This window comes from Micromonospora sp. NPDC005087, from assembly GCF_042872965.1.
Lineage (GTDB): Bacteria > Actinomycetota > Actinomycetes > Mycobacteriales > Micromonosporaceae > Micromonospora.
The window spans coordinates 1-21,077 of sequence record NZ_JBIALB010000032.1; the positions used below are offsets into that span (position 1 = coordinate 1).

Below are 21,077 nucleotides of genomic sequence, written 5' to 3' on the forward strand. Positions count from 1 at the left end.
CCGATGGCTCCACGTCCTTATCCCACGCTGTCCGCTATGGACGCTATGCCCGTGTCATGCCGAACCGCGCCCGGATCCTTGCTGAGATCACCTCACCAGATCGAAGAACAGTTCCAGGAACGTCGGCCGCTGCGGACTCTCACGCCTACGCAGCAGATTGGCCACCCTGTTCGTCGTCACCGGCCCGTCCGCTTCGTCGGCATGTCGCTGAAGCAGTCGTACCACGGCAGCGGCGCGGAGAGCACCGCGATGGACGCTGTCACCACCGTTGAGGCAGGATGCGCGAGATGCTCGCACCGATCCCGCGCTGCGCCGGCGTCGTCGCAACGCTGTCCGTCGTCCTGATGGCTGGTTGTGGGACCCCGCAGCGGACGACCACCGCCGCACCCACCTCCAGCGTTCCCGACCCGGGCACCGCGGCGGCGCAGAGCGCCGCGCCGACCGTACCGTCGGCGAGCCCGTCCGCACGGACCGGCATCGGCGCCCGCCCGCGCCCGCCCGCCTCGGCGTGCCCCGTGTTCCCCGCCGACAACGTGTGGCACGCCGACGTCTCCCGGCTGCCCGTGCACTCCCGCTCCGCGGCCATCGTCGGCAGCATCGGCCCGGCCGCCGCCGTGCACGCCGACTTCGGCGCCGGCACGTGGCAGGGCGCACCGATCGGCATCCCGGTCACCGTCGTCGGCGCCGGGCAGCGACGGGTGCCGGTCACCTTCTCCTACGGCGACGAGAGCGACGCCGGGCCCTATCCGATCCCGCCGAACGCAGCGGTCGAGGGCGGGCCGCGCGGCGCCGGTGACCGGCACGTCATCGTCTGGGACCGCGACGCGTGCCGCGTTTACGAGCTCTTCGACGCCCACCCGGCCGGAGAAGGCTGGCGAGCAGGGTCCGGGGCGGTCTTCGACCTGCGCTCCAACCGCATGCGGCCGGCCGGTTGGACGTCCGCCGACGCCGCCGGACTCTCGATCCTCGCCGGTCTGGTCCGCTACGACGAGGTGGCCGCCGGACGGATCGACCACGCGATCCGGGTCACCGTGCCACGCACCCGCAGCGGTTGGACCTGGCCAGCGTCGCACTCCGCATCCGTCAACAAGGAGCCCTCGTTGCCTCAGCTGGGTCAGCGACTGCGACTCAAGCGCTCTGTCGACGTCTCCCGGCTACCCCGGCAGGCCAGGATCGTCGCCGAGGCGATGCGGCGGTACGGCGTCATCGTCGCCGATCACGGCTCGGCGTGGTTCATCTCCGGCACGCCCGACAGGCGATGGGACAATGACGCGCTGCACACGCTGGGCACTCTGCGCGGCAGCGACTTCGAGGTTGTCGACGCCACCGGACTGATGGTGAGTCGCAGTTCCGGCGAGACCCGCTGACCTCGCAACAAAGAGTGTGAGTTCGTGGTGGGTGCGGACCGCCGAACGTTGAGCGTCACCAGGAATGCAGCTTGGTGACGGGGCCGCTACATCCAGATGTACTCCTCAGCGATGGCGCCGTCGCGCCATTTCGCCACCGTCACCATCCGGCTGCCGTCTTCCAACTCGCCCACCACGCAGGTCCACTCTCCCGACCCGAAACCGATGGGGTGCGACTTGATCTGGATTGGCGTGCCACCGGTGCTCTCGGCGAACGCCTCCATGGCGTCGATGTGCTCCTGGATGCCGTGGGTCTTCGGTTGCCCTTTCAGGTCCACGAGAACGTCATCCGTGTGGTGGTGGGCGAACACTCCGTGCCAGTCGGCCGAGTTCCATCCCACGAAGTCGAGTTCATCCATGCCCTTCAGATTGCGGGTGACCTGGTCGTCGGTCATGCCAATCCCCCTTCCACGGCCCTTCAGGAGTACAGCTCTGAGTTCACAGCAAGCGTACGGAGACCTGCGGGATCCATCAGGCGAACGTGGCGAGTCGGGGCCGTCGGCGGTGGTCGACAGACCCGATCAGGAGAAGTGCGTCTTCGGCCGGGTCATTCGCTCCCCATCGATGATCAGGTCGACCTTCTCGTTGTAGAAGGCGATCAGCCCGGCGATCGGCAGGAGCGCGCTTGTGGGGAAGGTGTACGACCAGGCCAGGTCCGGGTGGACCGTGCCCGCGACACGCACGGACCAGTAGCGGCTGGTCCGGCCCTTGTACGGGCAGGAGCTCGTCGTCTCTGACGGCACGAGGTGCTCGAAGTTCACCTCGGTCTGGTTGAGGTAGTAGCGAGTCGGCAGACCGGTCTCGAAGACCAGCACCGGCGACGCCGACTCGGCCAGCACGACCCCGTCGAGTTCCACCCGTACGCGGCGGGTGGACCGTATCGCGTCCACCCGGGCATACGGGTTCCGAGGGTGTACGAAGATCTCTTCGTCCTCTTCAAACCAGCTGTCCATGGCGGCCCAGTCGAACCGAACGGTGTCCGCCAACCCGGGTAGCGCGTCGTCCCCGTACCACCGGGCGGACGAAGGACGGATCGTCTCGCCGCTCCGCAGCCCATGCACCTGTCCGGTCCCACAGCGGACCTGCTCCGTGCGGTGCTCATCGATCAGGAGGTTGCGGTTCACGTCGGCGGCCGGGATGTAGTAGTGGGGGTAAAGGGGCCACTCCCACACGTACCGCGCCTGTCTGGTGTCCAGCACCAGTTCGCCGGCGAGGTAGGCGCGGATGCGGCGGGGCACCGGCTCAACGCGGTCGTCCGGGCCGATCGCCTTCGGGTAGTCCGGCACGATGTCCTCCAGTTCAGCTTCGGGGGCACTGGCTCAACGATCAGGAGGGCTTGCGTGCCTCGCCGATTCAGTGGGCGCTGACCTGTACCAGTTCGTACGGCGTCAGCGTCCACCCATGACAACGCTCAAGGATGAGAAACATTCGGGGTCAGCCATGCCGACCGACCCTGGTGATGAGTTGTCGCGCCCGTACCCGTCACACCTATGACGGGACACGACGAGGCGGAAGGATGACGTGATGAGTGCGGACACGCGGCTGGAGGAGCTGGGCGTGAGCGGGCTGGGCGTTAGCGGGCTGGGCGAGGTCGATGAGCGGGCGTTCTCGGGGCTGGCGGAGCGGCACCGGCGGGAGCTGCACGTGCACTGCTACCGCATGCTCGGGTCGTTCGAGGACGCCGAGGACACCGTGCAGGAGACGTTCCTGCGTGCCTGGCGGCGGCGGGAGACCTTCGAGGGGCGGTCGACGTTCCGGGCCTGGCTGTACCGGATCGCCACCAACGCCTGCCTGGACCTGCTCGCCAAGTGCCGCCCGGAGCCCGCGACCGGCGGCGAGGTGCTGTGGCTGCAGCCCTACCCGGACCGGCTGCTCGACGAGCTGCCCGCGGGCGACGCGGACGAGCCGGAAACCGTCGCCGTCGCGCGGGAGACGATCGAGCTGGCGTACCTGGTCGCAGTCCAGCACCTCGCGCCGCGCCCGCGGGCCGTGCTGATTCTGCGGGACGTGCTCGGCTGGCCGGCGAAGGACGTCGCGGAGCTGCTCGGGGACTCCGTCAACTCGGTGAACAGCGCGCTGCAGCGGGCCCGCGCCGGCATGCGGGAGCACCTGCCCTCCGAGCGGCAGGACTGGACCGGCGACGAGATGGACGCCGGGACGCGCGAGCTGGTGCGTCGCTTCACCGACGCCAGCGTGGCCACGGACATCGACAGACTCGCCGCACTGCTGCGGGACGACGTCCGCTGCTCGATGCCGCCCACGCCGGGCCTGTTCGTCGGCCGCGACGCGGTGGTGAACGACTGGGTCGAGGACGGCTTCGTGGGCATGAAGGGCCTGCGCGGCGTCCCCACCTCCGTGAACCGGCAGCCCGCCATCGCCTTCTACCTCTGGCGCAAGCGAGAGGGCGCGTACCTGCCGCTGACGGTCGACGTGCTGCGCGTCACCGGCGGGGCGATCACCGAGATCATCACCTTCCACGACGACCAGTTCCCGCGGCTAGGGCTGCCGGAGCGCCTGCCGGCGGACGGCACGGAGTAGTCCTGATGAGGAACGACATGAACAGCATGGATGACACCAGCGTCGTCGCAGGCCCGGCATCGGGCCGGACCAGCCGCACCCGCCGACTCCGCGGGCTCGCCGTCACCGGCTTCCTTGCCACGCTCGCGGCGATGGTGACCACCACCCTCGCCGCTGCGCTCGCCCAGGCCGTTGGCGTCGACTTCGAGATCCCTGATGGCGGCGAGACGATCCCGTTGGCCGGGCTCGCCGTGGTGACCGGCTTCTTCTCGGTCGTGGGCGTCGTCATTGCCGTCGCTCTTCTTCGTTGGAGCGCTCGTCCTGCCGAGCGATTCGTGTGGACGGCAGTGTCGCTGACCGCGATCTCGTTGGTCCCGCCTCTCCTCGCCGGGGCGAACGCCGCCACCACCACCGCTCTCCTCGGGCTACACCTCGTCCCCGCGACGGTGATGATCCCGACCCTGGCGCGGAGCCTCCGCGCCCGGACCGATTGACGACCCCGCAACGGGACAACGCGCGGCGCAGGGCGTACCCGAGCGCACCAACGTGTCCTGCTGCCCTCCATTCAGCGGGTCGCGGCCCGCCTCAGCACGGCGACGATCTCCCCGATGTCGCTCTCGGAGAGCCGGGGCAGTTCGGTGGCGAACTGCTGGTGCGCGGCGGCGATCACTCCCTGCGTCGGCGCGCCGGCTTCGAGCGCCAGCTTCAGATCCTTCGCGGCCAATCCGTACGAGAACTGCGTGGGCGCCTCGGGGCTGTCCACCCGGGCGCGCACCCGCGGCACGAGTGAACCGAGGGCGGTGCCGCTCAGCGCCGCCAAGGTGGTCTCGGTGGACAGCCCGAGCCGATCGCCCAGCGCCAGCGCCTCACCGACAAGCACGAAGGAGCCGCACAGCGCCACGTTGACCACCAGTTTGACGGCCGCGCCCGCACCCAGTGGCCCGACATGCTGGACCTTGCCGAGCACCTCCAGCACCTCGCTCACCCGGGCCAGGGTCTTGTCGCTGCCACCGAAGAGGATCGCCAACTCGCCGGCTGCGGCGGCCGGCAGACTGCCCTTGACCGGGGCGTCCGCGAGGTCCACGTTGGGCAGTCGATCGTGCAGCGAGGCGATGTGGTCGGGGCCCACGGTCGACATGTCGACCAGCGTCGCGGCCGGGTCAAGCGCCGCGGCGGCACCGTGGTCGCCGAAGAGCACCGCGTCCACGGCGGCCGGGCCGGTCAGCATGGTGATCACCACTTCGGCGCCGGCGACCGCCTCGGCGGGAGTCGCGGCCGCCCGGGCCCCCGCCTGCACCAGCGCCGCCGCCTTGTCGGCGGTACGGTTCCAGACCGTCACCTCGTGATCGGCAGCGACCAGCCGACCGGCCATCAGGGAGCCCATCCGGCCAAGGCCAATAAACCCGATGCGTGTCATCCGCACAACCTAGCGTCACCCGGTGCGGCGCGGCCCTCCCGCTCACCGACCTCGCCCGTCGGTCGGTCGCGGGTAGGGTTCGGCGGGTGACTGTCGACCGGACGCCGCTCTTCGTGGTCGCCGACGTGCACGGCCACCGTGCCGAACTGCGGAACGCGCTGCACGATGCCGGCCTCACCGACGCGGCCGGGCACTGGTCCGGCGCAGACGCGCGGCTGTGGCTGCTCGGTGACTACGTCGACCGCGGACCCGACGGCATCGGGGTCATCGACGACGTACGGCGGCTGACCGGGCAGGCCGCCGCGGCCGGCGGCCAGGTGCAGGCACTGCTGGGCAACCACGAGGTGCAGTTGCTCGCGGCGTACCTTTTCGACACCACCACCGTGCCCGGCTGGCCGCAGCGGGACGGCTTCCGGGGTGGCTGGGCGCGATTCGGCGGTCGAGACGACGACCTGCGCCGGCTCGGCGACGAGCACATCTCGTGGATCGTCTCCCGGCCGGCCATGGCGGTGGTCGACAACTACCTGCTGGTGCATTCCGACACCACCCGCTACCTGGAGTTCGGCGACAGCGTCGCCGCCGTCAACACCGGGATCGCGGAGGCGCTCGCCAACCGGGACGCCGCCGGCTGGCGGGCGTTCTGCCGGCAGATCAGCGACCGTGGCGCGTTCCGGGACAGCGAGCCGGCCAAGCCCGACGACCCGGTGGCCACCATGCTCGGCACGTACGGTGGCGAGGTGCTGGTGCACGGACACAGCACGCTCACCAAGCACTTCGGGGTGGCCCCCGACGAGGTGCGCGAGGCCCTGCGGTACGCCGACGGCCGCGTCCTCGCCATCGATGGCGGCGTGTACGAGGGCGGCCGGATCCTGGTCACCCGACTCGAGGGCGGATGAGCGCCGAGCGGGCGACCACCCGTCGGATCACGCGTCGCGCAGCTGCAGCGACAGCAGGCCGATCAGCAGTGCGCCCGCCGCCCACAGGGCCAGGACGCCCAGGCCCTGCCAAGGTCCGATCGTCAGCGACTCCAGTGCCCTCGTCGCCTGGATTTTCAGGCCGGCGGACATCGGTGAGATCCGGTCGATGCGCTTCAGCCACTGGGCGTCCGTGACCACTGCGCTCAGGATCGGCCCGGTGTACAGCAGGATGAGCATCGTGGCGATGGACCCGGCGGTGTCGCGTAACACTGCGGCGACGCCGTAGCTCAGCAGCGCCACCAGAGCGAGGTACAGCATGCTGCCGTACACCGCCCGCAGCGTCGGCTCATCGGCCAGCGAAAGCGAACGGTAGCCGTTGGCGGCGTTGAAGCCGTTGCCGGGCAGGACCTGCCGGGCGACGAGCAGCGCGCCGAGGACGCCGAGCCCGCCAAGGACGACCACCACGCCGGTGAGGACGGCCGCCTTGCTCAGGTACACCCGCCACCGGCGTGGCACCGCAGCCAGGGTAGCGCCGATCGTGCGCGTGCCGTACTCCTCGCTCATCATGAGGACGGCCAGCACGACCACAGCGATTTGGCCGTACCCGGCACCGGTGAGGCTGAGCTCGGGCAGGTCCTCGAAGCAGGTCGACGGCGTCGGGCACCTGGTGATGCTGGCCGCGGCCGTGACCACCGCGCCGATGCCGACGGTACCTCCGACGGCGGCGAGTACCAGCCAGACCGTGCTCGTCACCGTCCGCAGTTTCGTCCATTCCGCGCGGACCGCGTCCAGCGTGCTCATGCGTCCCTCCGGCGGACCAGCCACAGCGCCACGACCAGCATCGCCACCGCGTACGCGCAAACGACGGCGAGCCCGGCCCAGGGTTGGTCGTAGGCGCAGCCGTCCTGCGGCAGGCAGATGCGCGACACGTGGTCGTAGTGCGGGGTCGTCTGTTGAATCGTGAACCCGGCGGCCGGTGTCAGTCGCATCAGCCATGTTCCAACCGCTCCCGGCAGGCCGGTGGCGAGCAGCTGCGGCAGGAGGAGAAGCACGATGACGGTGGCGACCGCGCCCGCGGCACGACGCAGCACGGTGCCGAGCGCCAGGCCGAAGACCGCGATCGCGGTCAGCACGACGGCGGTGCCGATGACCGCCCGCAGCACCGCTGGATCGGTCAGTGACCAGTCCGGATACCTGGGGGGCAGGTAACCGTTCCGCCGCTGGATCGGTCCGACGACGAGCAGCGCGGTGACCGCGGCCACCAGTCCGAGGACGAACGCGACCGCGCCGACGACCAGCGCCTTGGCTGCCAGGACCCGCCTTCGTCCCGGAGTTGCCATGAACGTTGTGCGCAGCATGCCGTGCCGGTGCTCGGCGGTGACGAACAGGACCGCCACCGCGACGGTCGCGACCAGACCGACGGGAATGCCGGTGAGGCCCTGCGCGACGGTGTCCTCCGACGTCGTTCGCGGCGCGACGTCGCCGGTACCGGTGAGCGTCAACCGGTCGCCGACCCATGCGGCGCCGGGCGACGTGGCCGTTGACTCCTTGATGTCCGGTACGGGGGCGTCGTTGATTTCGTCGTCCTGCCAGCCGCGCCCCGGCTCGCCGGGCTCGGCGCCTGGTGCGCCGACGGGCTCCAGGGTGGGCCGCTCGAACATCGCTCGGGTGAAGGTCGGGAGTTGGACGACGCTGCCGCTGCCGAACTGCCGCTGCACCAGGAACGCGGGCGGTGAGGTGACGAATGGCCCGACCTCGACGGTCTGCGGCAGGCCGGCCACGGTCACCGTCCCGACCGGCGTCCAGGAAACGCCGTCCGCCGACTGGAACGCGCCGATCGTCGCGCCGACCCGGGTGAGCCGGAGCCAGGTCGGCGCGCCGACGGCGGGGCCGGCGACGTCGGTCGTGAAGTTCGACTGCAGCCGGACACCGTGCCCGGCGGTCACCATCACCGCGGCGTAGCGCGCGCCGGGCCGCACGCCGTCCTTGATCATGAGCCCTGCCTTGGTCCACGTGGGCAGCTCGATCTGCTTGTCCTGTGCGTCATCCTGAGAAGCCTGGAAGTCGAGGGATGTCTCGCTGACCCGGGTGGTCACGCTGCCGTCGCCGGTGAGCGGGCGGTGCACGAAGTGAAACCGGTCCTGCACCCAGGTGCCGTCAGGGCCCGCGACGATCGAGTCCGGGTTGCCGGGTCCGCTGCCCGCGGCGGCCAGCAGGCTGACGAGAACGGTCAACACCGGCGCGGCCAGCAGGGCGAGCGTCCAGCGACGGACCGAGCGCAGCTTCGTCCACTCGGACAGCAGGAGCCGTCCGAAGCCGGGGTGCCCGGGGCCCGGTATCGGGTCCGCGCCGTGGTGCACAGTGGTCATCGGGCATCCCGCCCGTCACGTCCGCCGGTGGCGGCCCCGAACTCGACCGCGTCGCGGGTCAGTTCCATGTACGCCTCTTCAAGGGACGCCCGGTGCGCGGACACGCCGGTGAACGTCACCCCGCGGCGGGTGAGCAACTCGACGACGCGTTCGACCGGCAGCCCGGAAACGATCACCGTCTCCCCGTCGGTGATGGCGGCGAGCGCGCCCGCGTCGGCGAGCGTCGTCATGGCCTCGGTGCGCATGCCCGTCCGGACCGCGACCCGGTCCCCGGACGCCGTAGAGACCATCTCCCGAACGGTCGTGTCCGCCAGCAGACGGCCGCGGCCGACCACCAACAGGTGATCGGCGGTGTCCTCCAGTTCGCTCATCAGGTGGCTGGAGATCAGGACCGCGCGGCCCTGGTTGGCCAGCGACCGCAGCAGGCCGCGGATCCACTGGATGCCCTCGAGGTCGAGGCCGTTGATCGGCTCGTCGAAGATGACCACGGCCGGGTCACCGAGCAACGCGGCGGCGATGCCGAGACGCTGCCGCATGCCGAGGGAGAACCCGCCGACCGTCCGCTTCGCGACCGTCGCGAGCCCGGCCAGGTCGAGTACCTCGTCGACGCGCCGAGCCGGGATGGCGTTGGACCGGGCGAGCCAGAGCAGGTGGTTGCGGGCGCTACGCCCCGGGTGCGCTGCGGACGCGTCGAGCAGCGCGCCGACCGTGCGCAGCGGCCTGGTCAGCGTTCGGTACGGCCGGCCACCGACCAGCGCAGTGCCCTCGTCGGCCGTGTCGAGGCCGAGGATGATCCGCATCGTGGTGGACTTGCCCGCGCCGTTCGGCCCGACGAACCCGGTCACCATGCCGGGCTCGACGGTGAACGACAGGTCGTCGACGGCCACCGTCGAGCCGTACCGTTTGCGCAGCCCACGCACCTCGATCGTCACGCCGGGGCTGCACGGGGGAGACTCGGTCATGGCAGTAACGCTAGGCGGCCGGCGCGGCCCGGTCGTCCCCGTACGGAGCCGTCTTCCGGGACCGGGCCCGGGTGACATCGCGGCGGCGGCTCCCCCGCGCGGGGGACGGACACCGGGGGACGCGGTGGATCGGCTGGGCGGCGAGAATGGTGGCATGCGGGGCGAAACGCACGGGCGGACGGCTGCCGCCGTCGGGTGGTTCGTCGGACGGGTCACCAGCCTGCCCGAGTTGCCGGCGGCCGCCGCGGCGCTGCTCGGCTTCGCCGCGATGGTCGAGACCGTCCTGCGCGACGCGGTTTCCAGTGCCCTGCTGCCGGCCGCGCTACTCCTCGCCGTCTGCGCCACCGCGCCGGTGGCACTACTGCGGAGTCGGCCGGTGTCGGCCGGCGTGATCACAACGGCGGCGGCAACGCTCACGCTCGCGTTGTACCCGCGGCCGCCGATCGCGGTGCTCGTCGCCGAGGTCGCCGCGCTGTACCTGGTAGGGCGGCGCCGTCGGGCCACCGTGTCCGGCTGGTTCCTACCGCCGTTCGCCGTCTACGCGCTCCTCGGCCCGCCGGGCGGCGGCGTCGACGGGCGGATGTTCGCCTTCGCCGTCGCGGCGGCGACAGTCGGGGCGGCCGGCGCGGGTGCCGCCGTGCGGGCCCGGGCTGAGGCCGCGGTCCGCGACGAGTCCAGCCAGGCGACGGAAAAGGCCCTGCTCGCGTACGCGGCGCGGGGCGAACGCGCCCGCATCGCCCGCGAGCTGCACGACGTCGTGGCTCACCACATATCGATGATCGCGGTGCAGGCGGAGACGGCTCGGCTGACCACACCGGGCCTGCCGCCCGACGGAGCGAAACGCCTCCTCGCGATCGGCGACACGGCGCGGGCGGCGCTCACCGAGATGCGTCGGCTCCTCGGGGTCCTGCGCGACGATACCGAGGAGCCCGGGGTGACCGGCCAGCCCCGCACCCCTCAGCCCGGCCTGCGGCAGCTGACCGAACTGCTCGACGAGGCACGCAACTCGACCGGGGCGGGCGCGCGACTGCTCGTGCGCGGCCGGGTCATCCCGCTCGATCCGGGGGTGCAGCTCACCACGTACCGGATCGTGCAGGAGGCGTTGACCAACGTCCGCCGGCATGCGCCTGGCGCCGCCGTCGACGTCGAACTGGCGTACACGAGCGATGCGCTGCGCGTGCGCGTCCGTGACAACGGCCCCGGGCCGGCCCCCGGACGGGCCGCCAAGGTCGGACACGGCCTGCTCGGCATGCGCGAGCGGGTCGCCACCGTCAACGGCGAGCTGTGGACCGGTCCGACGCCGACCGGCGGCGGCTTCCTGGTCGACGCGGTACTGCCGTTGCCCAAGGAGGCGACCGCGGTCCCGGGTGCGGATCACCGACGCGCCGCAACCGTCGTCGAGTCGGCCGGGGCGGACGGATGAGCGGGCCGGTGCGGGTCGTCGTCGCCGACGACCAGGAGGTCGTCCGGGCCGGCTTCGCCGCACTCCTCGACACACAGCCGGACTTCACGGTGGTCGGCAGCGCCGCCGACGGCGCGGAGGCGGTGCGGATCTGCCGGGAGCGGCGGCCCGACGTGGTTCTCATGGACGTGCGGATGCCGGTGATGGACGGCATCGAGGCCACCCGGCACCTCGCCGCCGCCGGCGGACCCCGTGTCCTCATCCTGACCACGTTCGACCTCGACGAGCACGTCTACGACGCCCTCGGCGCCGGGGCGAGCGGTTTCCTGCTCAAGGACGTCACCGCCGAGCGACTGTTCGACGCCGTCCGGGTCGTCGCGGCCGGCGAGGCGCTCCTCGCGCCGACGGTGACCCGGCGGCTGATCGGCGAGTTCGCGCGGATACGCCCGCGACCGCCCCGGCCCCTCACCCCGCTCGGCGTGCTCACCCCACGGGAGACCGAGGTGCTGCGACTGCTCGCCGAAGGCCTGTCCAACCCGGAGATCGCGGAGCGGCTCGTGGTGGGCGACGAGACCGTCAAGACGCACGTGAGCCGGCTGCTGGGCAAGCTGGGCCTGCGGGACCGGGCGCAGGCGATCGTCGTCGCCTACGAGACCGGGCTGGTCATCCCGCGCGGCAACCCGGGCTGACCGGCCCGTGCAGGCCCGCGGCCACCGTGGCCGGTGTAGCTGGCCGCGAGAGACGAGCCGGCCTCCGATGAGAAGTCACAAATCAGTCGTACTTTGGACCGATCTGGAGTCGCACCACCGTTCGTACGATGGTCCTATGCACTCTCGCCTGCACGCTGTGTTGGCCGAGCCACGTGTGCCACATGCTCCGTCCCGTGTGTGGCGCGACTGGGCGTTGATCGCCGTCCTGGCTCCGGCGATCGTGGTGGAAGGGGTCTTCCGGCCTGATCTGCCGTGGCGGGTGGGCTGCGTCGTCGTCGCGCTCGCGCTGCTGCCCACACTCCTGTGGCGGCGTACGGAGCCGCTCGCGATGGTGGCGATCGCGTTCGGCTTCACGACGGTCGGCCCATTCGTGCTGCCCGGCGATGCCTGCCAGATGTTCACGGCGAGCTTCCTGGTCCTGCTGGTCTCCGCAATGTTCCGCTGGGGCTCCGGCCGGGATGCCGTGATCGGTTCGTTCTTCGTGGTCGCCAAGGTGGTCGCCGCTGGCCTGGCCGGCTCTATCAATGGCGGCGAACTGGTCGCCGGCTTCGCGGTGATGTTCGCCGCCGCCACGCTGGGCACCGCGATCCGCTTCCGCGCCGCCGCCCTGCTGCGCGAGCTCGATCAGGTGAAGCTGTTGGAGCGCGAGCGGCTCGCCCGTGACCTGCACGACACGGTGGCCCACCACGTGTCGGCGATGGCGATCCGCGCCCAGGCCGGCATCGCCGCCTCGGCGAGCCAGCCCGGCGCCGCCGTCGAGGCGCTCCGCGTCATCGAGGCCGAGGCGTCCCGTGCGCTTGCCGAGATGCGCGCGATGGTCCGCGTCCTGCGCCGCAACCAGCCCGCCGACCTGGGACCCAGCCCGCAGGTCGCCGACATCGAGCGGCTCGCCGGCCGCTTCCGCACCGGGCCGGCCGTCGACGTGGATTTCCGCGGCGATCTCGGCGACCTTCCGCCCACGGTCGGCTCCGCGCTCTACCGCCTGGCTCAGGAGTCGGTCACCAATGCCCGTCGCCACGCCCGCCACGCTACCCGCATCGAGGTCAGCGTCGCGGCCGACGACACCTCCGTACGCCTGCGGGTCAGCGACGACGGCGAGGCCGGCGCCGCCCGCCCGACCGGCTCGCCCGGTTTCGGCCTGGTGGGCATGATGGAGCGCGCCGACCTGCTCGGCGGCACCTGCGAGGCCGGCCCCAATCGCGACCGTGGGTGGACCGTCACGGCCGTGCTCCCGCGCGAGGGGGCCGGCGCGTGACGGTACGCGTGCTCGTCGCGGACGACCAGGAGATCGTCCGTACCGGCCTCACCATCATCCTGAACACGCAGCCCGGCATCGAGGTCGTCGGTGGGGCTGGCGACGGCCGTCAGGCGGTCGAGCTCGCCCAGCGACTCCGCCCCGACGTGTGTCTCTTCGACATTCGCATGCCCGGCATGGACGGCATCGAGGCCACCCGGGCGCTCGCCGGGCCATCGGTCCCGGAGCCGCTCGCGGTGGTCGTCATCACGACCTTCGACCTCGACGAGTACGTGTACGCGGCACTGCGTGCCGGCGCCCGCGGCTTCCTGCTCAAGGAGGCTGGCCCCGACCTGCTCAGCCAGGCCGTGCACGCGGCCGCCAACGGGGATGCGCTGATCGCGCCGAGCGTCACCACGCGGCTGCTGAAGGCGTTCGCCGACGCGGGTCCAGCCGCGCCGCCGAAGCAGCCCATCGAGGCGCTCACCGACCGGGAGGAGCAGGTACTGGTCGCCGTCGCGCGGGGACGCACCAACAAGGAGATCGCCGACGAGCTCTACATCACGTTGAGCACGGTCAAGTCGCACATCACCAGCCTGATGACCAAGCTCGGTGTGCGTAACCGGGTCGAGGTGGCGATGTGGGCGTACGAGACCAACCGCTGTCGGACGCGTTGGTGACCGGCACAAGTACGACGACGGCGTACGACCATGGGCCGGCCCGATTGCGGCCCATGTGCTGATGAGCCGGGGCGGGTGCCGCGTCCACCATCGATGGCATGACGATGCGCGAGTGGCGGCTACCGGCCGCGTTGATCCTGCTGGGCCTGATACCGATGATCGCTGGTGCGGGACGGCTCACCGAGCTGGGCACCGGACCGGAGGTCACCCCGGCGAACGCTCGCTTCGTCGCCGACCCGCTGCCGGTGGTGCTGCACATCGTCGGCGCGGTGGTCTACACGACTCTCGGCGCCTTCCAGTTCGTACCCGGCCTGCGCCGTCGCCGCTGGCACCGTTTCGCCGGCCGGGTGCTTGTCCCCTGCGGACTGACGGTCGCGCTCTCCGGCGTCTGGATGGCGTTCGCGTACGACCTTCCGGCCCATGACAACGACGTGCTCGCCGGCATGCGGCTCGTCTTCGGCTCGGCCATGGCCGGCTCGATCCTGCTCGGCCTCGCCGCCGCGCTACGCCGGCACTTCGCACTGCACCGCCGCTGGATGGTGCGCGGCTACGCGATCGGCCTCGGGGCCGGCACCCAGGCGTTCACGCACGCGCCGTACCTTGTCGCGACCGGCGAACAGCCCGATGGGAACGTTCGCGCCGGCCTGGTGCTCGCCGGTTGGTTGATCAACCTTGCCGTGGCCGAGTGGTACCTGCGTCGTCCGGCTCGCGCAACGCCGTCTCGACCGGCTCGTCAGCCGCGTGCTGCTGCCCGATGACATCGTCCGACGGCGACCCCGGGGGGGACGAGCCGAATCCGCCGGCCGCATCGCTGCCGCCGCTACGAGCCGACCGCCAGTCGTAGTCCGAGCGCGACGAACGCGACCGCGCAGACTCGGTTGATCCGCCGCGACCAGCGGCCGTCGGCGAGCCGGCCGGCGAGTCGCCCGGCGCCCGCGCCCAAGGCGATGTCGACGGTGAGCTGCACCGTGACGAACAGCGCGCCAAGGAGCACCAGCTGGGCGGTGGTGTTGCCCGCCGCCGGATCGACGAACTGGGGCAGGAACGCCACGCTGAACAAAATCATCTTGGGGTTGAGCAGGTTGGTGACCAGTCCACGCAGGAAGGCGCGCCCGGCACGACCACCCGGCTGCGACGCACCGGAAGCCGAAGTGCCGGCGCCACGCAGGGCCTGCACCGCGAGGATGATCAGGTATGCCGCGCCAAGCCAGCGGATTGCCGTGAACAGCACCGGCGAGGCTGAGATCACCGCGGCGAGACCGAAGACGACTGCCGCCACGTGCACCGCCTCCCCCGCGGCGACGCCGAGCGCGGCCACCACCCCGGCGCGAGTGCCGTAGCGGGTGGCGTTGGCCAGCACGAACATCATGTCCGGGCCGGGAGTCACCATGAGGACGACGATCGCGGCCAGGTAGCCGGCCAGCGCCGGCACGGAGAGGCCGAGCACGTCTCAGCCCTCCCCGGCGCCGTCAAGCAGCGCCCGCCGCAGGGTCAACCGGTGCTCCCGGCGGATCTCCGCCTCTCGGTACCGGCGCCGGTCACCATCGGTTTCCGGCAGGAGCGGCGGCACCGTACGCGGCTGGCCGTTGTCATCGATGGCGACCATCACCAGGTGCGCGGTGGCCACGTCGGTGGGCGGCACCGCCCGGTCCCACCGGTCAGCGGTCACCTTGACCGCAACCTCCATCGAGCTGCGCCCGGCCCACGTGATGCGAGCGTCCACATGGACCACGTCGCCAACCCGGACCGCCCGGAGAAACGCGGTCTCGTCGATGGCGGCGGTGACGGCCGGTCCGTCGGAATGGCGGGCGGCGACCACCCCGGCGACGGAGTCGATGAGGTTGAGGATCCGGCCACCGTGCACCGTACCCATGAGGTTGGTGTGGTGCTGATCCATGATCTGCGACAGGGTCAGGTGTGAGGCCGACGGCGCTCGGCCGGCGATCGTGGCGGTGTCGTGCACAGCGGTAGTCCGTCCCTCGGGAAACCACACCGTCGGAACGCGGACACACGCTGACGAGCACGCACCCACGCACAGCGCGCGCGGCACGTCACCCGCTCAGCCCACCCGCGAGGCCGACGGCAGCGCACACGGTTGTGTACGCGGCACGGGCAGGTCTTCGGACTCGCGGGCATGGCCGGCTGCGCCGGTCTCCTACTGGCCGTCGCTTCCCAGGCCTCTGGCCCAGTGCTGATGACGGCGGTCGTTCCCACTCACCGCTGCGGGGCAGTCCCGGACTCACACCAGGTTCCCTCTTACGACGCCCAGCCAGTCACGACCGGGCGAACCAGCGCCGTCAGGAGCATAGCGGGTCCGCGACGCAGCCCAGCCAACGCGACCGCGAGGCAGAGCGGGCGTCGTCATCCACATGATGAAGATATTCAAATTCGTCGTCTTCTTTGACCGCACGCAACTGCCCTCGTCCTGGGCGTCGACCACCACGTACCTGGCGCGTACGCCGCCACCTACTACAACCCGTCGTATTGTTTGGCCGGGATGTCGTAGCCCTTGACGCCGGCGGCACCGGACACGGAGGTACCAGGTGACGGATGGTGACGAAATTACCGCGTGGGCCCTCGCGGCGGGTCGGGGCGACCAGGACGCGGCAGCTCGGTTCATCCGCGCCACGCAGCAGCAGGTCCGGCGTTTCCTCGCCGCGCTGATCTCACCCGGCGAGGCGGACGACCTGGCGCAGGAGACGTACCTCCGCGCGATGCGGTCGCTGCCGTCGTTCGCCGCGCGCTCGTCCGCCCAGACGTGGCTGCTCGGTATCGCCCGGCGGGTCGCCGTCGACCATGTGCGGGCCGCGACGGCGCGTCCGCGTACGGTGCCGCTGTCGCAGTGGCACGACGCCCCGGACGCACAAGGCGGCACCTTCGACGGGGAGATCGTGCTCACCGAACTCCTGCGCACGTTGGCACCGGATCGCCGGGAGGCGTTCGTCGCCACCCAGATTCTCGGCCTGCCCTATGCCGAGGCGGCCGAGGTCTGTGCCTGCCCGATCGGCACCATCCGGTCCCGGGTGGTCCGGGCCCGGGAAGACCTCGTCGCCGCAGTCAACGGTGGTGATCTGTCCACGCGGCGCAAGCGGGGTGGCACCGCCACCTGACGGCTACGACAGCGTGACCAGGGACGCAGACGCGACGTCGCGGACCATCGCGGGAACCAGGAAGCCCTGACGGCCGACTACCGGTACATGGGGTGCGAGCAGTGGCGTGAGGGGTTGTCGGCGCAGTTGGATGGCAAGGCTACGTCCGCCGAGCAGGACGACGCCGACGCCCACCTGGGTGGGTGCGCGGGCTGTCGACGCTGGTTCGAGCAGGCTGCGGCGGTGACCCGCCGGTCCCGGCTTACCCTCAGCGCCCCGGCGGGCGACCTCACCGACAGCATCCTCGCCGTACTGCCGTCACCCGCACCCTCCCTGACGCGGTTCCGGGAGCGACTCGCCCTCACCCTGCGTGCCGTGCTGGGACTCGTCGGCGCGCTGCAACTGGTGCTGGGCCTGGCGCAGATCGGTAGAGGCCCGTCCGGCGGTCACGACCATGCCAGTGCCATCGGGTCGGGACATCTGTGGCATGAGTCCGCGGCGTGGAACGTCGCCATCGGTGCGGGCTTCCTGTTCGTCGCGGTGCGGCGCACGCCCACCACGGGGCTGCTGCCCACCCTGAGCGCTTTCGTCGGCACGCTGGTGCTGCTGTCGGTCAACGACCTGCTGACCGGCCGGGTCGACCCGACGCGGCTGATCAGCCACGGCTTCCTGCTCACCGGGTACACGATCGTGGTCGCGTTGTCGCGATCCCGCCTGCGTCCCGATGGGCCACCGGCGCGCGGAGGTTCCGATCGGCCCGGTTGGCGGCTGGACGTCGATGACGCCCCGCAACCCACCGCGCCCACGTTGCGCCTGATCCCGCTCCACCTGGGCTCCGCGCGGGCCGCGGACCGCTGGGCGGCCTGAGCCGTCCGGCTGATCCTCTACGACGCCGTCATAAGCATTTATTACGGCTGATTCTGGAACTTTTCGTGCGGTAGAACCGACCAATCAGACGCCAGACCCGTCATCGAAGGGACAGTTCATGCCCAGCACGACCCTCGCCGCCCGCGTCGCCGCCCGGCCGCTCTTCTCGCTGCCGCACTCCTGGCGACCGGTCTCGCCGGCTGCGGGTCGGCGGACACCCCGTCGTCCGCCGCGCCGACGCCGTCGACGTCGGCGACCGCCGCCGCAGGTGTGGTCGGCGTCCGCGACCCGTGGGTGAAGCCCGCCGACCAGGGCATGACCGCGGCGTTCGGCACGCTGGTCAACGACGCCGATACCGACGTCACCATCACCGGTGCCACTACCGACGTCTCGCCCATGGAGCTGCACGAAATGACCATGAAGGACGGGAAGATGGTCATGCAGGCCAAGCCAGGCGGCATCGTCATCAAGGCGAAGAGCAGCCGGAGCCTGGCGGCGACCACCTGATGCTGATGAGTGTGAAGAAGCCGGTGCGGGCCGGCGACGAACTGGCCTTCACGCTCACCTTCGCCGACGGCAGGACCCAGACGTTCTCCGCAGTGGCCAAGCCGTTCACCGGCGCCCAGGAGAGCTACGCGCCCGGCCACGGGGCGAGCCCGACGCCGGAGATGAGCATGAGCTCGGCGTCATGATCCCAAAACCGGCATCCCGGCCGGTGAGCAGGCGTGGCCTGCTCACCGGCGGGGCCGTCGCCGCCGGGGGTGCACTCGCCGGTGCCACCGCGATCCACGACGAACAGTCCCGAGGCCGGGACGACAACCTGTCCGGGCCTGCGCCGGTCGCCGCTGTCGGCGCCGCTGTCGAGCCGTTCCACGGGCCCCGACAGGCCGGCGTCGCCACCGAACCGCAGGCGCACGCGGCGTTCATGGCGCTCACCCTGCGCGCCGGTACCGACCGGGCCGCGTTGGGTCTGCTGCGGCTGTTGACCGACGACGCCGCCCGCCTCACCGAGGGTCGGCCCGCGCTGGCTGACACCGAGGCCGAACTCGGGCTACTGCCCGCGCGGCTGACCGTGACCTTCGGTTTCGGGCCCGGGCTGTACCGGGCTGCCGGCGTTGACGAGCGGCGACCGGCGTCGGTGGCCGACCTGCCCTCGTTTCGCATCGACCGGCTCCAGCCGGCCTGGTCCGGCGATGACCTGCTGCTGCAGATCTGCGCCGACGACCCGATCACGGTCGCTCACGTCCAACGCGTCCTGATCAAGGACAGCCGGCCCTTCGCCACCGTGCGCTGGGTCCAGCAGGGCTTCCGTCGCAGCCCCGGCGTCGAGCCGGATGGCCGCACCCAACGCAACCTCTTCGGCCAACTCGACGGCACCGCCAATCCCCGACCCGGGACACCATTGGACACCGCCGTCTGGGTACCCGACGGGCCCGCATGGCTGCGCGACAGCACCACCCTGGTCGTACGGCGGATCAGCATGAACCTGGAGACCTGGGACCTGCTCGGCCGCGCCGACCGGGAACTCGCCAGCGGCCGTCGCCTCGACACCGGTGCCCCACTCACCGGCACCGCCGAGCACGACGAACCCGACTTCGCCGCAACCGGCCCCGACGGGCTCACCGTCATCCCCGACTTCTCCCACCTCACCCGCGCGCACGTCACCGACGACCGGCAGAGCATCCTGCGCCGGCCCTACAACTACGACGGCGCTCCGACGGCGGAAGGCCACGCCGACAGCGGATTGATCTTCGCCTCGTACCAGGCCGACATCGCCCGACAGTTCCTGCCCATCCAACGTCGGCTGGCCGACCGAGACCTGCTCAACGAATGGACCACCCCGATCGGGTCCGCCGTCTTCGCCATTCCGCCCGGCTGCCAGCCCGACGGTTGGGTCGGCGAGCAGGTACTCGGAGAATCACCTCACCGGAGCCTCCCCATGCCCGTAACGCCGTCCCGTCCGACCGCCGTCCAGTTCGGCGCCGCGGTGCTCGCCACTCTGGTGGCGCTGCTCATTCCCGCCAACGCGGCGTGGGCGCATCGCCGAGGGCTTAACCGCCCGAACCGATCAACGGCTCGGTCATGGTCGGACTGGCGCTGTTGCATTGTCGGATCGGTGGACGCGTTGAACCCGTGTCGGCCCCCGTGGTCAGATCGCTTGGGCGAGTTCGGTGAACGCGGCGGCGACCCGCAGAGCGGGCGGGGTGTCGATGGCGAGTTCGTAGTGTCCGCGGCGCAGGTTCTGCATGAACGCGTGGCCGGCGATGATCACCTGTGCTGTCTTGTCTGTTCGTAGCCCGCCCATCGGTCTCAACCGGTGTTGAGCTGGCTGTGATCAGCCTCGATCGGGTTATTGGCGTACGGCTCGACATGGTGCCACGCGGACGGGACCAGCTCATCCAGCACCCCGGGGTAGACCGGCGCGGCGTCGGTGACGACCTCGCTGTGTGTCACCTTCAATGTCGACAGCGCCCGGCGAAAGAACCTGCGGGCCGCTTCGGCGTCCCGGCGGGCCGAGACCAGCACGTCGATGACATGCCCGTCCTGGTCGACCGCTCGGTACACGTACCGCCACACGCCGTTGACCTTCACGAACGTCTCATCGACGAACCAGCGGTCACCTGGCGAGTGGCGGCTGAAGCTGGCGGCGCCGGCCAGCAGTGGGGTGAACCGCTGCACCCACCGGTAGGCGGTGACGTGATCGACCTCCACGCCACGTTCGACCAGCAGTTCCTCAACGTCGCGATACGACAGGTTGAAGCGTAGATACCAACGAACCGCGACCACGATCACCTCCGGTGGGAACCGGAACCCGGCGAACGCGGACGTCGGAGGCAGCCACGGTCCAGGTCGGGTCGATGACTTCACTGCTCAAGCCTGCCTCGATCTTGCCGACGTTCAATGCAACAGAGCCGAAGCCGACAACCTCCGCCACAAGCCCCGCTACCGGAACACGCCGACGGGCCTCAAGTTCCTCTGACCGGGCCGGCCGGGTCCTCGGCATGCGCGCGCGTCGGACGGGCAGTGACGGCGAACGGACTGTGACGGTAGCGCGAGCAGCCAGCACGCCTTGTCAGATCCGTACACCGGCGGGAGGGCCTCTAATCGAACGAGAGACCACGATCGCTGCCGCCCGAAGGCGGTGCCTACGGAGCTGGAGTGAACGACAAATGGGAAAGCGTGTATGGCCGCCCGCGTTCGCGACCGCGCGGACGAGCGGATACGTAGCCCTGAGGCGGCAGCCGCTCGAGCGCGACCGTCAAGGGCACGCGGCCACCACCTGCACCGAACACCGCTTCTTCCCGCATTCGCGCCGTTCATGTCAGCGGCGGAGCCAGCTCGCCCTGCTGAGCCGCACGCCGATGGCCCGTCGCTGCCGGCGTAAGCCAACCGGATGGCTCTGACGCGACGAGTACGCCCGGTTGCACAGCGAGTGCAAGACCATCACCGACCTGACCTTCGAGATCACGAGGCTCCTGGTCCGCCGCCTGGTTCTCGTGCTCCACG

At 71.0% G+C, this 21,077-nt stretch carries 19 protein-coding genes, 3 pseudogenes and 1 riboswitch; of the genes and pseudogenes, 13 read left to right on the top strand and 9 right to left on the bottom strand.

The window, feature by feature from the left end:
* The first annotated feature begins 287 nt into the window (after positions 1-287).
* Positions 288-1,367 (top strand): hypothetical protein, encoded by a 1,080-nt coding sequence (locus tag ACFYPS_RS34055; RefSeq protein WP_354965855.1) that lies wholly within the window; start codon positions 288-290, stop codon positions 1,365-1,367.
* An 86-nt stretch (positions 1,368-1,453) separates the two neighbouring features.
* On the opposite strand, the gene ACFYPS_RS34060 is transcribed toward ACFYPS_RS34055, so the two are convergent.
* Together ACFYPS_RS34060 and ACFYPS_RS34065 are read right to left on the bottom strand one after the other, a co-directional pair.
* Complete coding sequence (locus ACFYPS_RS34060) at positions 1,454-1,801, bottom strand: hypothetical protein (RefSeq protein WP_354965856.1); 348 nt, start codon at positions 1,799-1,801, stop codon at positions 1,454-1,456.
* Between the two features lie 126 nt (positions 1,802-1,927).
* Positions 1,928-2,692, bottom strand: a complete 765-nt coding sequence (locus tag ACFYPS_RS34065) for a DUF427 domain-containing protein (RefSeq protein WP_387330254.1) — start codon at positions 2,690-2,692, stop codon at positions 1,928-1,930.
* Between the two features lie 238 nt (positions 2,693-2,930).
* On the opposite strand from ACFYPS_RS34065, the gene ACFYPS_RS34070 reads away from it, so the two are divergent.
* The gene (locus ACFYPS_RS34070) at positions 2,931-3,944 is read left to right on the top strand and encodes an RNA polymerase subunit sigma-70 (RefSeq protein ID WP_387330257.1); all 1,014 of its coding nucleotides are present in this window, start codon (positions 2,931-2,933) and stop codon (positions 3,942-3,944) included.
* 5 nt (positions 3,945-3,949) lie between these two features.
* A complete protein-coding gene (locus ACFYPS_RS34075; protein ID WP_387330260.1) occupies positions 3,950-4,417 on the top strand; it encodes a DUF6069 family protein in 468 nt (155 codons plus the stop codon).
* A 71-nt stretch (positions 4,418-4,488) separates the two neighbouring features.
* Here the strand turns inward: ACFYPS_RS34075 and ACFYPS_RS34080 are convergent, their stop codons facing one another.
* The gene (locus ACFYPS_RS34080; protein WP_387330263.1) at positions 4,489-5,340 is read right to left on the bottom strand and encodes an NAD(P)-dependent oxidoreductase; all 852 of its coding nucleotides are present in this window, start codon (positions 5,338-5,340) and stop codon (positions 4,489-4,491) included.
* A gap of 86 nt (positions 5,341-5,426) precedes the next feature.
* Between ACFYPS_RS34080 and ACFYPS_RS34085 the strand changes: the two genes are divergently transcribed.
* Positions 5,427-6,236 (top strand): metallophosphoesterase, encoded by an 810-nt coding sequence (locus ACFYPS_RS34085; RefSeq protein ID WP_387330266.1) that lies wholly within the window; start codon positions 5,427-5,429, stop codon positions 6,234-6,236.
* Positions 6,237-6,263: 27 nt separating this feature from the next.
* Here the strand turns inward: ACFYPS_RS34085 and ACFYPS_RS34090 are convergent, their stop codons facing one another.
* From ACFYPS_RS34090 to ACFYPS_RS34100, 3 genes are read right to left on the bottom strand one after another with little or no spacing between them, the layout of a single operon-like run.
* Complete coding sequence (locus tag ACFYPS_RS34090) at positions 6,264-7,058, bottom strand: ABC transporter permease (RefSeq protein WP_387330269.1); 795 nt, start codon at positions 7,056-7,058, stop codon at positions 6,264-6,266.
* Positions 7,055-8,626, bottom strand: a complete 1,572-nt coding sequence (locus ACFYPS_RS34095) for a hypothetical protein (protein ID WP_387330271.1) — start codon at positions 8,624-8,626, stop codon at positions 7,055-7,057. The genes ACFYPS_RS34090 and ACFYPS_RS34095 overlap by 4 nt, the downstream gene beginning before the upstream one ends.
* Positions 8,623-9,588, bottom strand: a complete 966-nt coding sequence (locus ACFYPS_RS34100) for an ABC transporter ATP-binding protein (RefSeq protein WP_387330274.1) — start codon at positions 9,586-9,588, stop codon at positions 8,623-8,625. The genes ACFYPS_RS34095 and ACFYPS_RS34100 overlap by 4 nt, the downstream gene beginning before the upstream one ends.
* Positions 9,589-9,742: 154 nt before the next feature.
* On the opposite strand from ACFYPS_RS34100, the gene ACFYPS_RS34105 reads away from it, so the two are divergent.
* The 5 genes from ACFYPS_RS34105 (at position 9,743) to ACFYPS_RS34125 (ending at position 14,372) form a co-directional block, all read left to right on the top strand.
* On the top strand, positions 9,743-11,011 hold the full coding sequence (locus tag ACFYPS_RS34105) for a sensor histidine kinase (RefSeq protein WP_387330277.1): 1,269 nt from the start codon (positions 9,743-9,745) through the stop codon (positions 11,009-11,011).
* Positions 11,008-11,679, top strand: coding sequence for a response regulator transcription factor (locus ACFYPS_RS34110; protein ID WP_354965866.1), 672 nt, complete (start codon positions 11,008-11,010; stop codon positions 11,677-11,679). Before ACFYPS_RS34105 ends, ACFYPS_RS34110 begins: the two co-directional genes overlap by 4 nt.
* A 196-nt stretch (positions 11,680-11,875) precedes the next feature.
* Positions 11,876-12,955 carry a sensor histidine kinase gene (locus ACFYPS_RS34115; protein ID WP_387330280.1) on the top strand — a complete coding sequence of 360 codons (1,080 nt, stop codon included), beginning with the start codon at positions 11,876-11,878 and terminating at the stop codon, positions 12,953-12,955.
* Positions 12,952-13,614 carry a response regulator gene (locus ACFYPS_RS34120; protein ID WP_387330283.1) on the top strand — a complete coding sequence of 221 codons (663 nt, stop codon included), beginning with the start codon at positions 12,952-12,954 and terminating at the stop codon, positions 13,612-13,614. Before ACFYPS_RS34115 ends, ACFYPS_RS34120 begins: the two co-directional genes overlap by 4 nt.
* A 98-nt stretch (positions 13,615-13,712) precedes the next feature.
* Positions 13,713-14,372, top strand: coding sequence for a DUF2306 domain-containing protein (locus ACFYPS_RS34125; protein ID WP_387330286.1), 660 nt, complete (start codon positions 13,713-13,715; stop codon positions 14,370-14,372).
* Positions 14,373-14,434: 62 nt separating this feature from the next.
* Here ACFYPS_RS34125 and ACFYPS_RS34130 read toward each other — a convergent pair whose 3' ends face one another.
* Positions 14,435-15,061 carry a LysE family translocator gene (locus ACFYPS_RS34130; RefSeq protein ID WP_387330289.1) on the bottom strand — a complete coding sequence of 209 codons (627 nt, stop codon included), beginning with the start codon at positions 15,059-15,061 and terminating at the stop codon, positions 14,435-14,437.
* Positions 15,062-15,064: 3 nt separating this feature from the next.
* Positions 15,065-15,511, bottom strand: coding sequence for an acyl-CoA thioesterase (locus ACFYPS_RS34135; RefSeq protein WP_387330319.1), 447 nt, complete (start codon positions 15,509-15,511; stop codon positions 15,065-15,067).
* Positions 15,512-15,707: 196 nt separating this feature from the next.
* Positions 15,708-15,922: riboswitch (cobalamin riboswitch) on the bottom strand.
* A 235-nt stretch (positions 15,923-16,157) separates the two neighbouring features.
* Between ACFYPS_RS34135 and ACFYPS_RS34140 the strand changes: the two genes are divergently transcribed.
* The 4 genes and pseudogenes from ACFYPS_RS34140 to ACFYPS_RS34155 all read left to right on the top strand — a co-directional run.
* Positions 16,158-16,724 carry a sigma-70 family RNA polymerase sigma factor gene (locus tag ACFYPS_RS34140; RefSeq protein WP_387330292.1) on the top strand — a complete coding sequence of 189 codons (567 nt, stop codon included), beginning with the start codon at positions 16,158-16,160 and terminating at the stop codon, positions 16,722-16,724.
* Between the two features lie 87 nt (positions 16,725-16,811).
* Complete coding sequence (locus tag ACFYPS_RS34145; protein ID WP_387330295.1) at positions 16,812-17,570, top strand: zf-HC2 domain-containing protein; 759 nt, start codon at positions 16,812-16,814, stop codon at positions 17,568-17,570.
* A 102-nt stretch (positions 17,571-17,672) separates the two neighbouring features.
* Positions 17,673-18,262, top strand: a pseudogene (locus ACFYPS_RS34150) (copper chaperone PCu(A)C).
* Positions 18,259-19,485 (top strand): annotated as a pseudogene (locus ACFYPS_RS34155) (Dyp-type peroxidase); the annotation flags it as partial. The pseudogenes ACFYPS_RS34150 and ACFYPS_RS34155, both read left to right, overlap by 4 nt.
* Before the next feature lie 234 nt (positions 19,486-19,719).
* On the opposite strand, the pseudogene ACFYPS_RS34160 reads toward ACFYPS_RS34155, so the two are convergent.
* A pseudogene (locus ACFYPS_RS34160) lies at positions 19,720-20,408 on the bottom strand (IS6 family transposase).
* Positions 20,409-21,077 lie beyond the last annotated feature (669 nt).

Bases quoted from the DNA above. Each gene is read 5' to 3' on its own strand.
- ACFYPS_RS34110 (WP_354965866.1), top strand. From the start codon at position 11,008: ATGAGCGGGCCGGTGCGGGTCGTCGTCGCCGACGACCAGGAGGTCGTC.
- ACFYPS_RS34135 (WP_387330319.1), bottom strand. From the start codon at position 15,511: ATGGATCAGCACCACACCAACCTCATGGGTACGGTGCACGGTGGCCGG.
- ACFYPS_RS34090 (WP_387330269.1), bottom strand. From the start codon at position 7,058: ATGAGCACGCTGGACGCGGTCCGCGCGGAATGGACGAAACTGCGGACG.
- ACFYPS_RS34070 (WP_387330257.1), top strand. From the start codon at position 2,931: ATGAGTGCGGACACGCGGCTGGAGGAGCTGGGCGTGAGCGGGCTGGGC.
- ACFYPS_RS34075 (WP_387330260.1), top strand. From the start codon at position 3,950: ATGAGGAACGACATGAACAGCATGGATGACACCAGCGTCGTCGCAGGC.
- ACFYPS_RS34145 (WP_387330295.1), top strand. From the start codon at position 16,812: ATGGGGTGCGAGCAGTGGCGTGAGGGGTTGTCGGCGCAGTTGGATGGC.
- ACFYPS_RS34105 (WP_387330277.1), top strand. From the start codon at position 9,743: ATGCGGGGCGAAACGCACGGGCGGACGGCTGCCGCCGTCGGGTGGTTC.
- ACFYPS_RS34100 (WP_387330274.1), bottom strand. From the start codon at position 9,588: ATGACCGAGTCTCCCCCGTGCAGCCCCGGCGTGACGATCGAGGTGCGT.
- ACFYPS_RS34095 (WP_387330271.1), bottom strand. From the start codon at position 8,626: ATGACCACTGTGCACCACGGCGCGGACCCGATACCGGGCCCCGGGCAC.
- ACFYPS_RS34125 (WP_387330286.1), top strand. From the start codon at position 13,713: ATGACGATGCGCGAGTGGCGGCTACCGGCCGCGTTGATCCTGCTGGGC.
- ACFYPS_RS34055 (WP_354965855.1), top strand. From the start codon at position 288: ATGCTCGCACCGATCCCGCGCTGCGCCGGCGTCGTCGCAACGCTGTCC.
- ACFYPS_RS34060 (WP_354965856.1), bottom strand. From the start codon at position 1,801: ATGACCGACGACCAGGTCACCCGCAATCTGAAGGGCATGGATGAACTC.
- ACFYPS_RS34080 (WP_387330263.1), bottom strand. From the start codon at position 5,340: ATGACACGCATCGGGTTTATTGGCCTTGGCCGGATGGGCTCCCTGATG.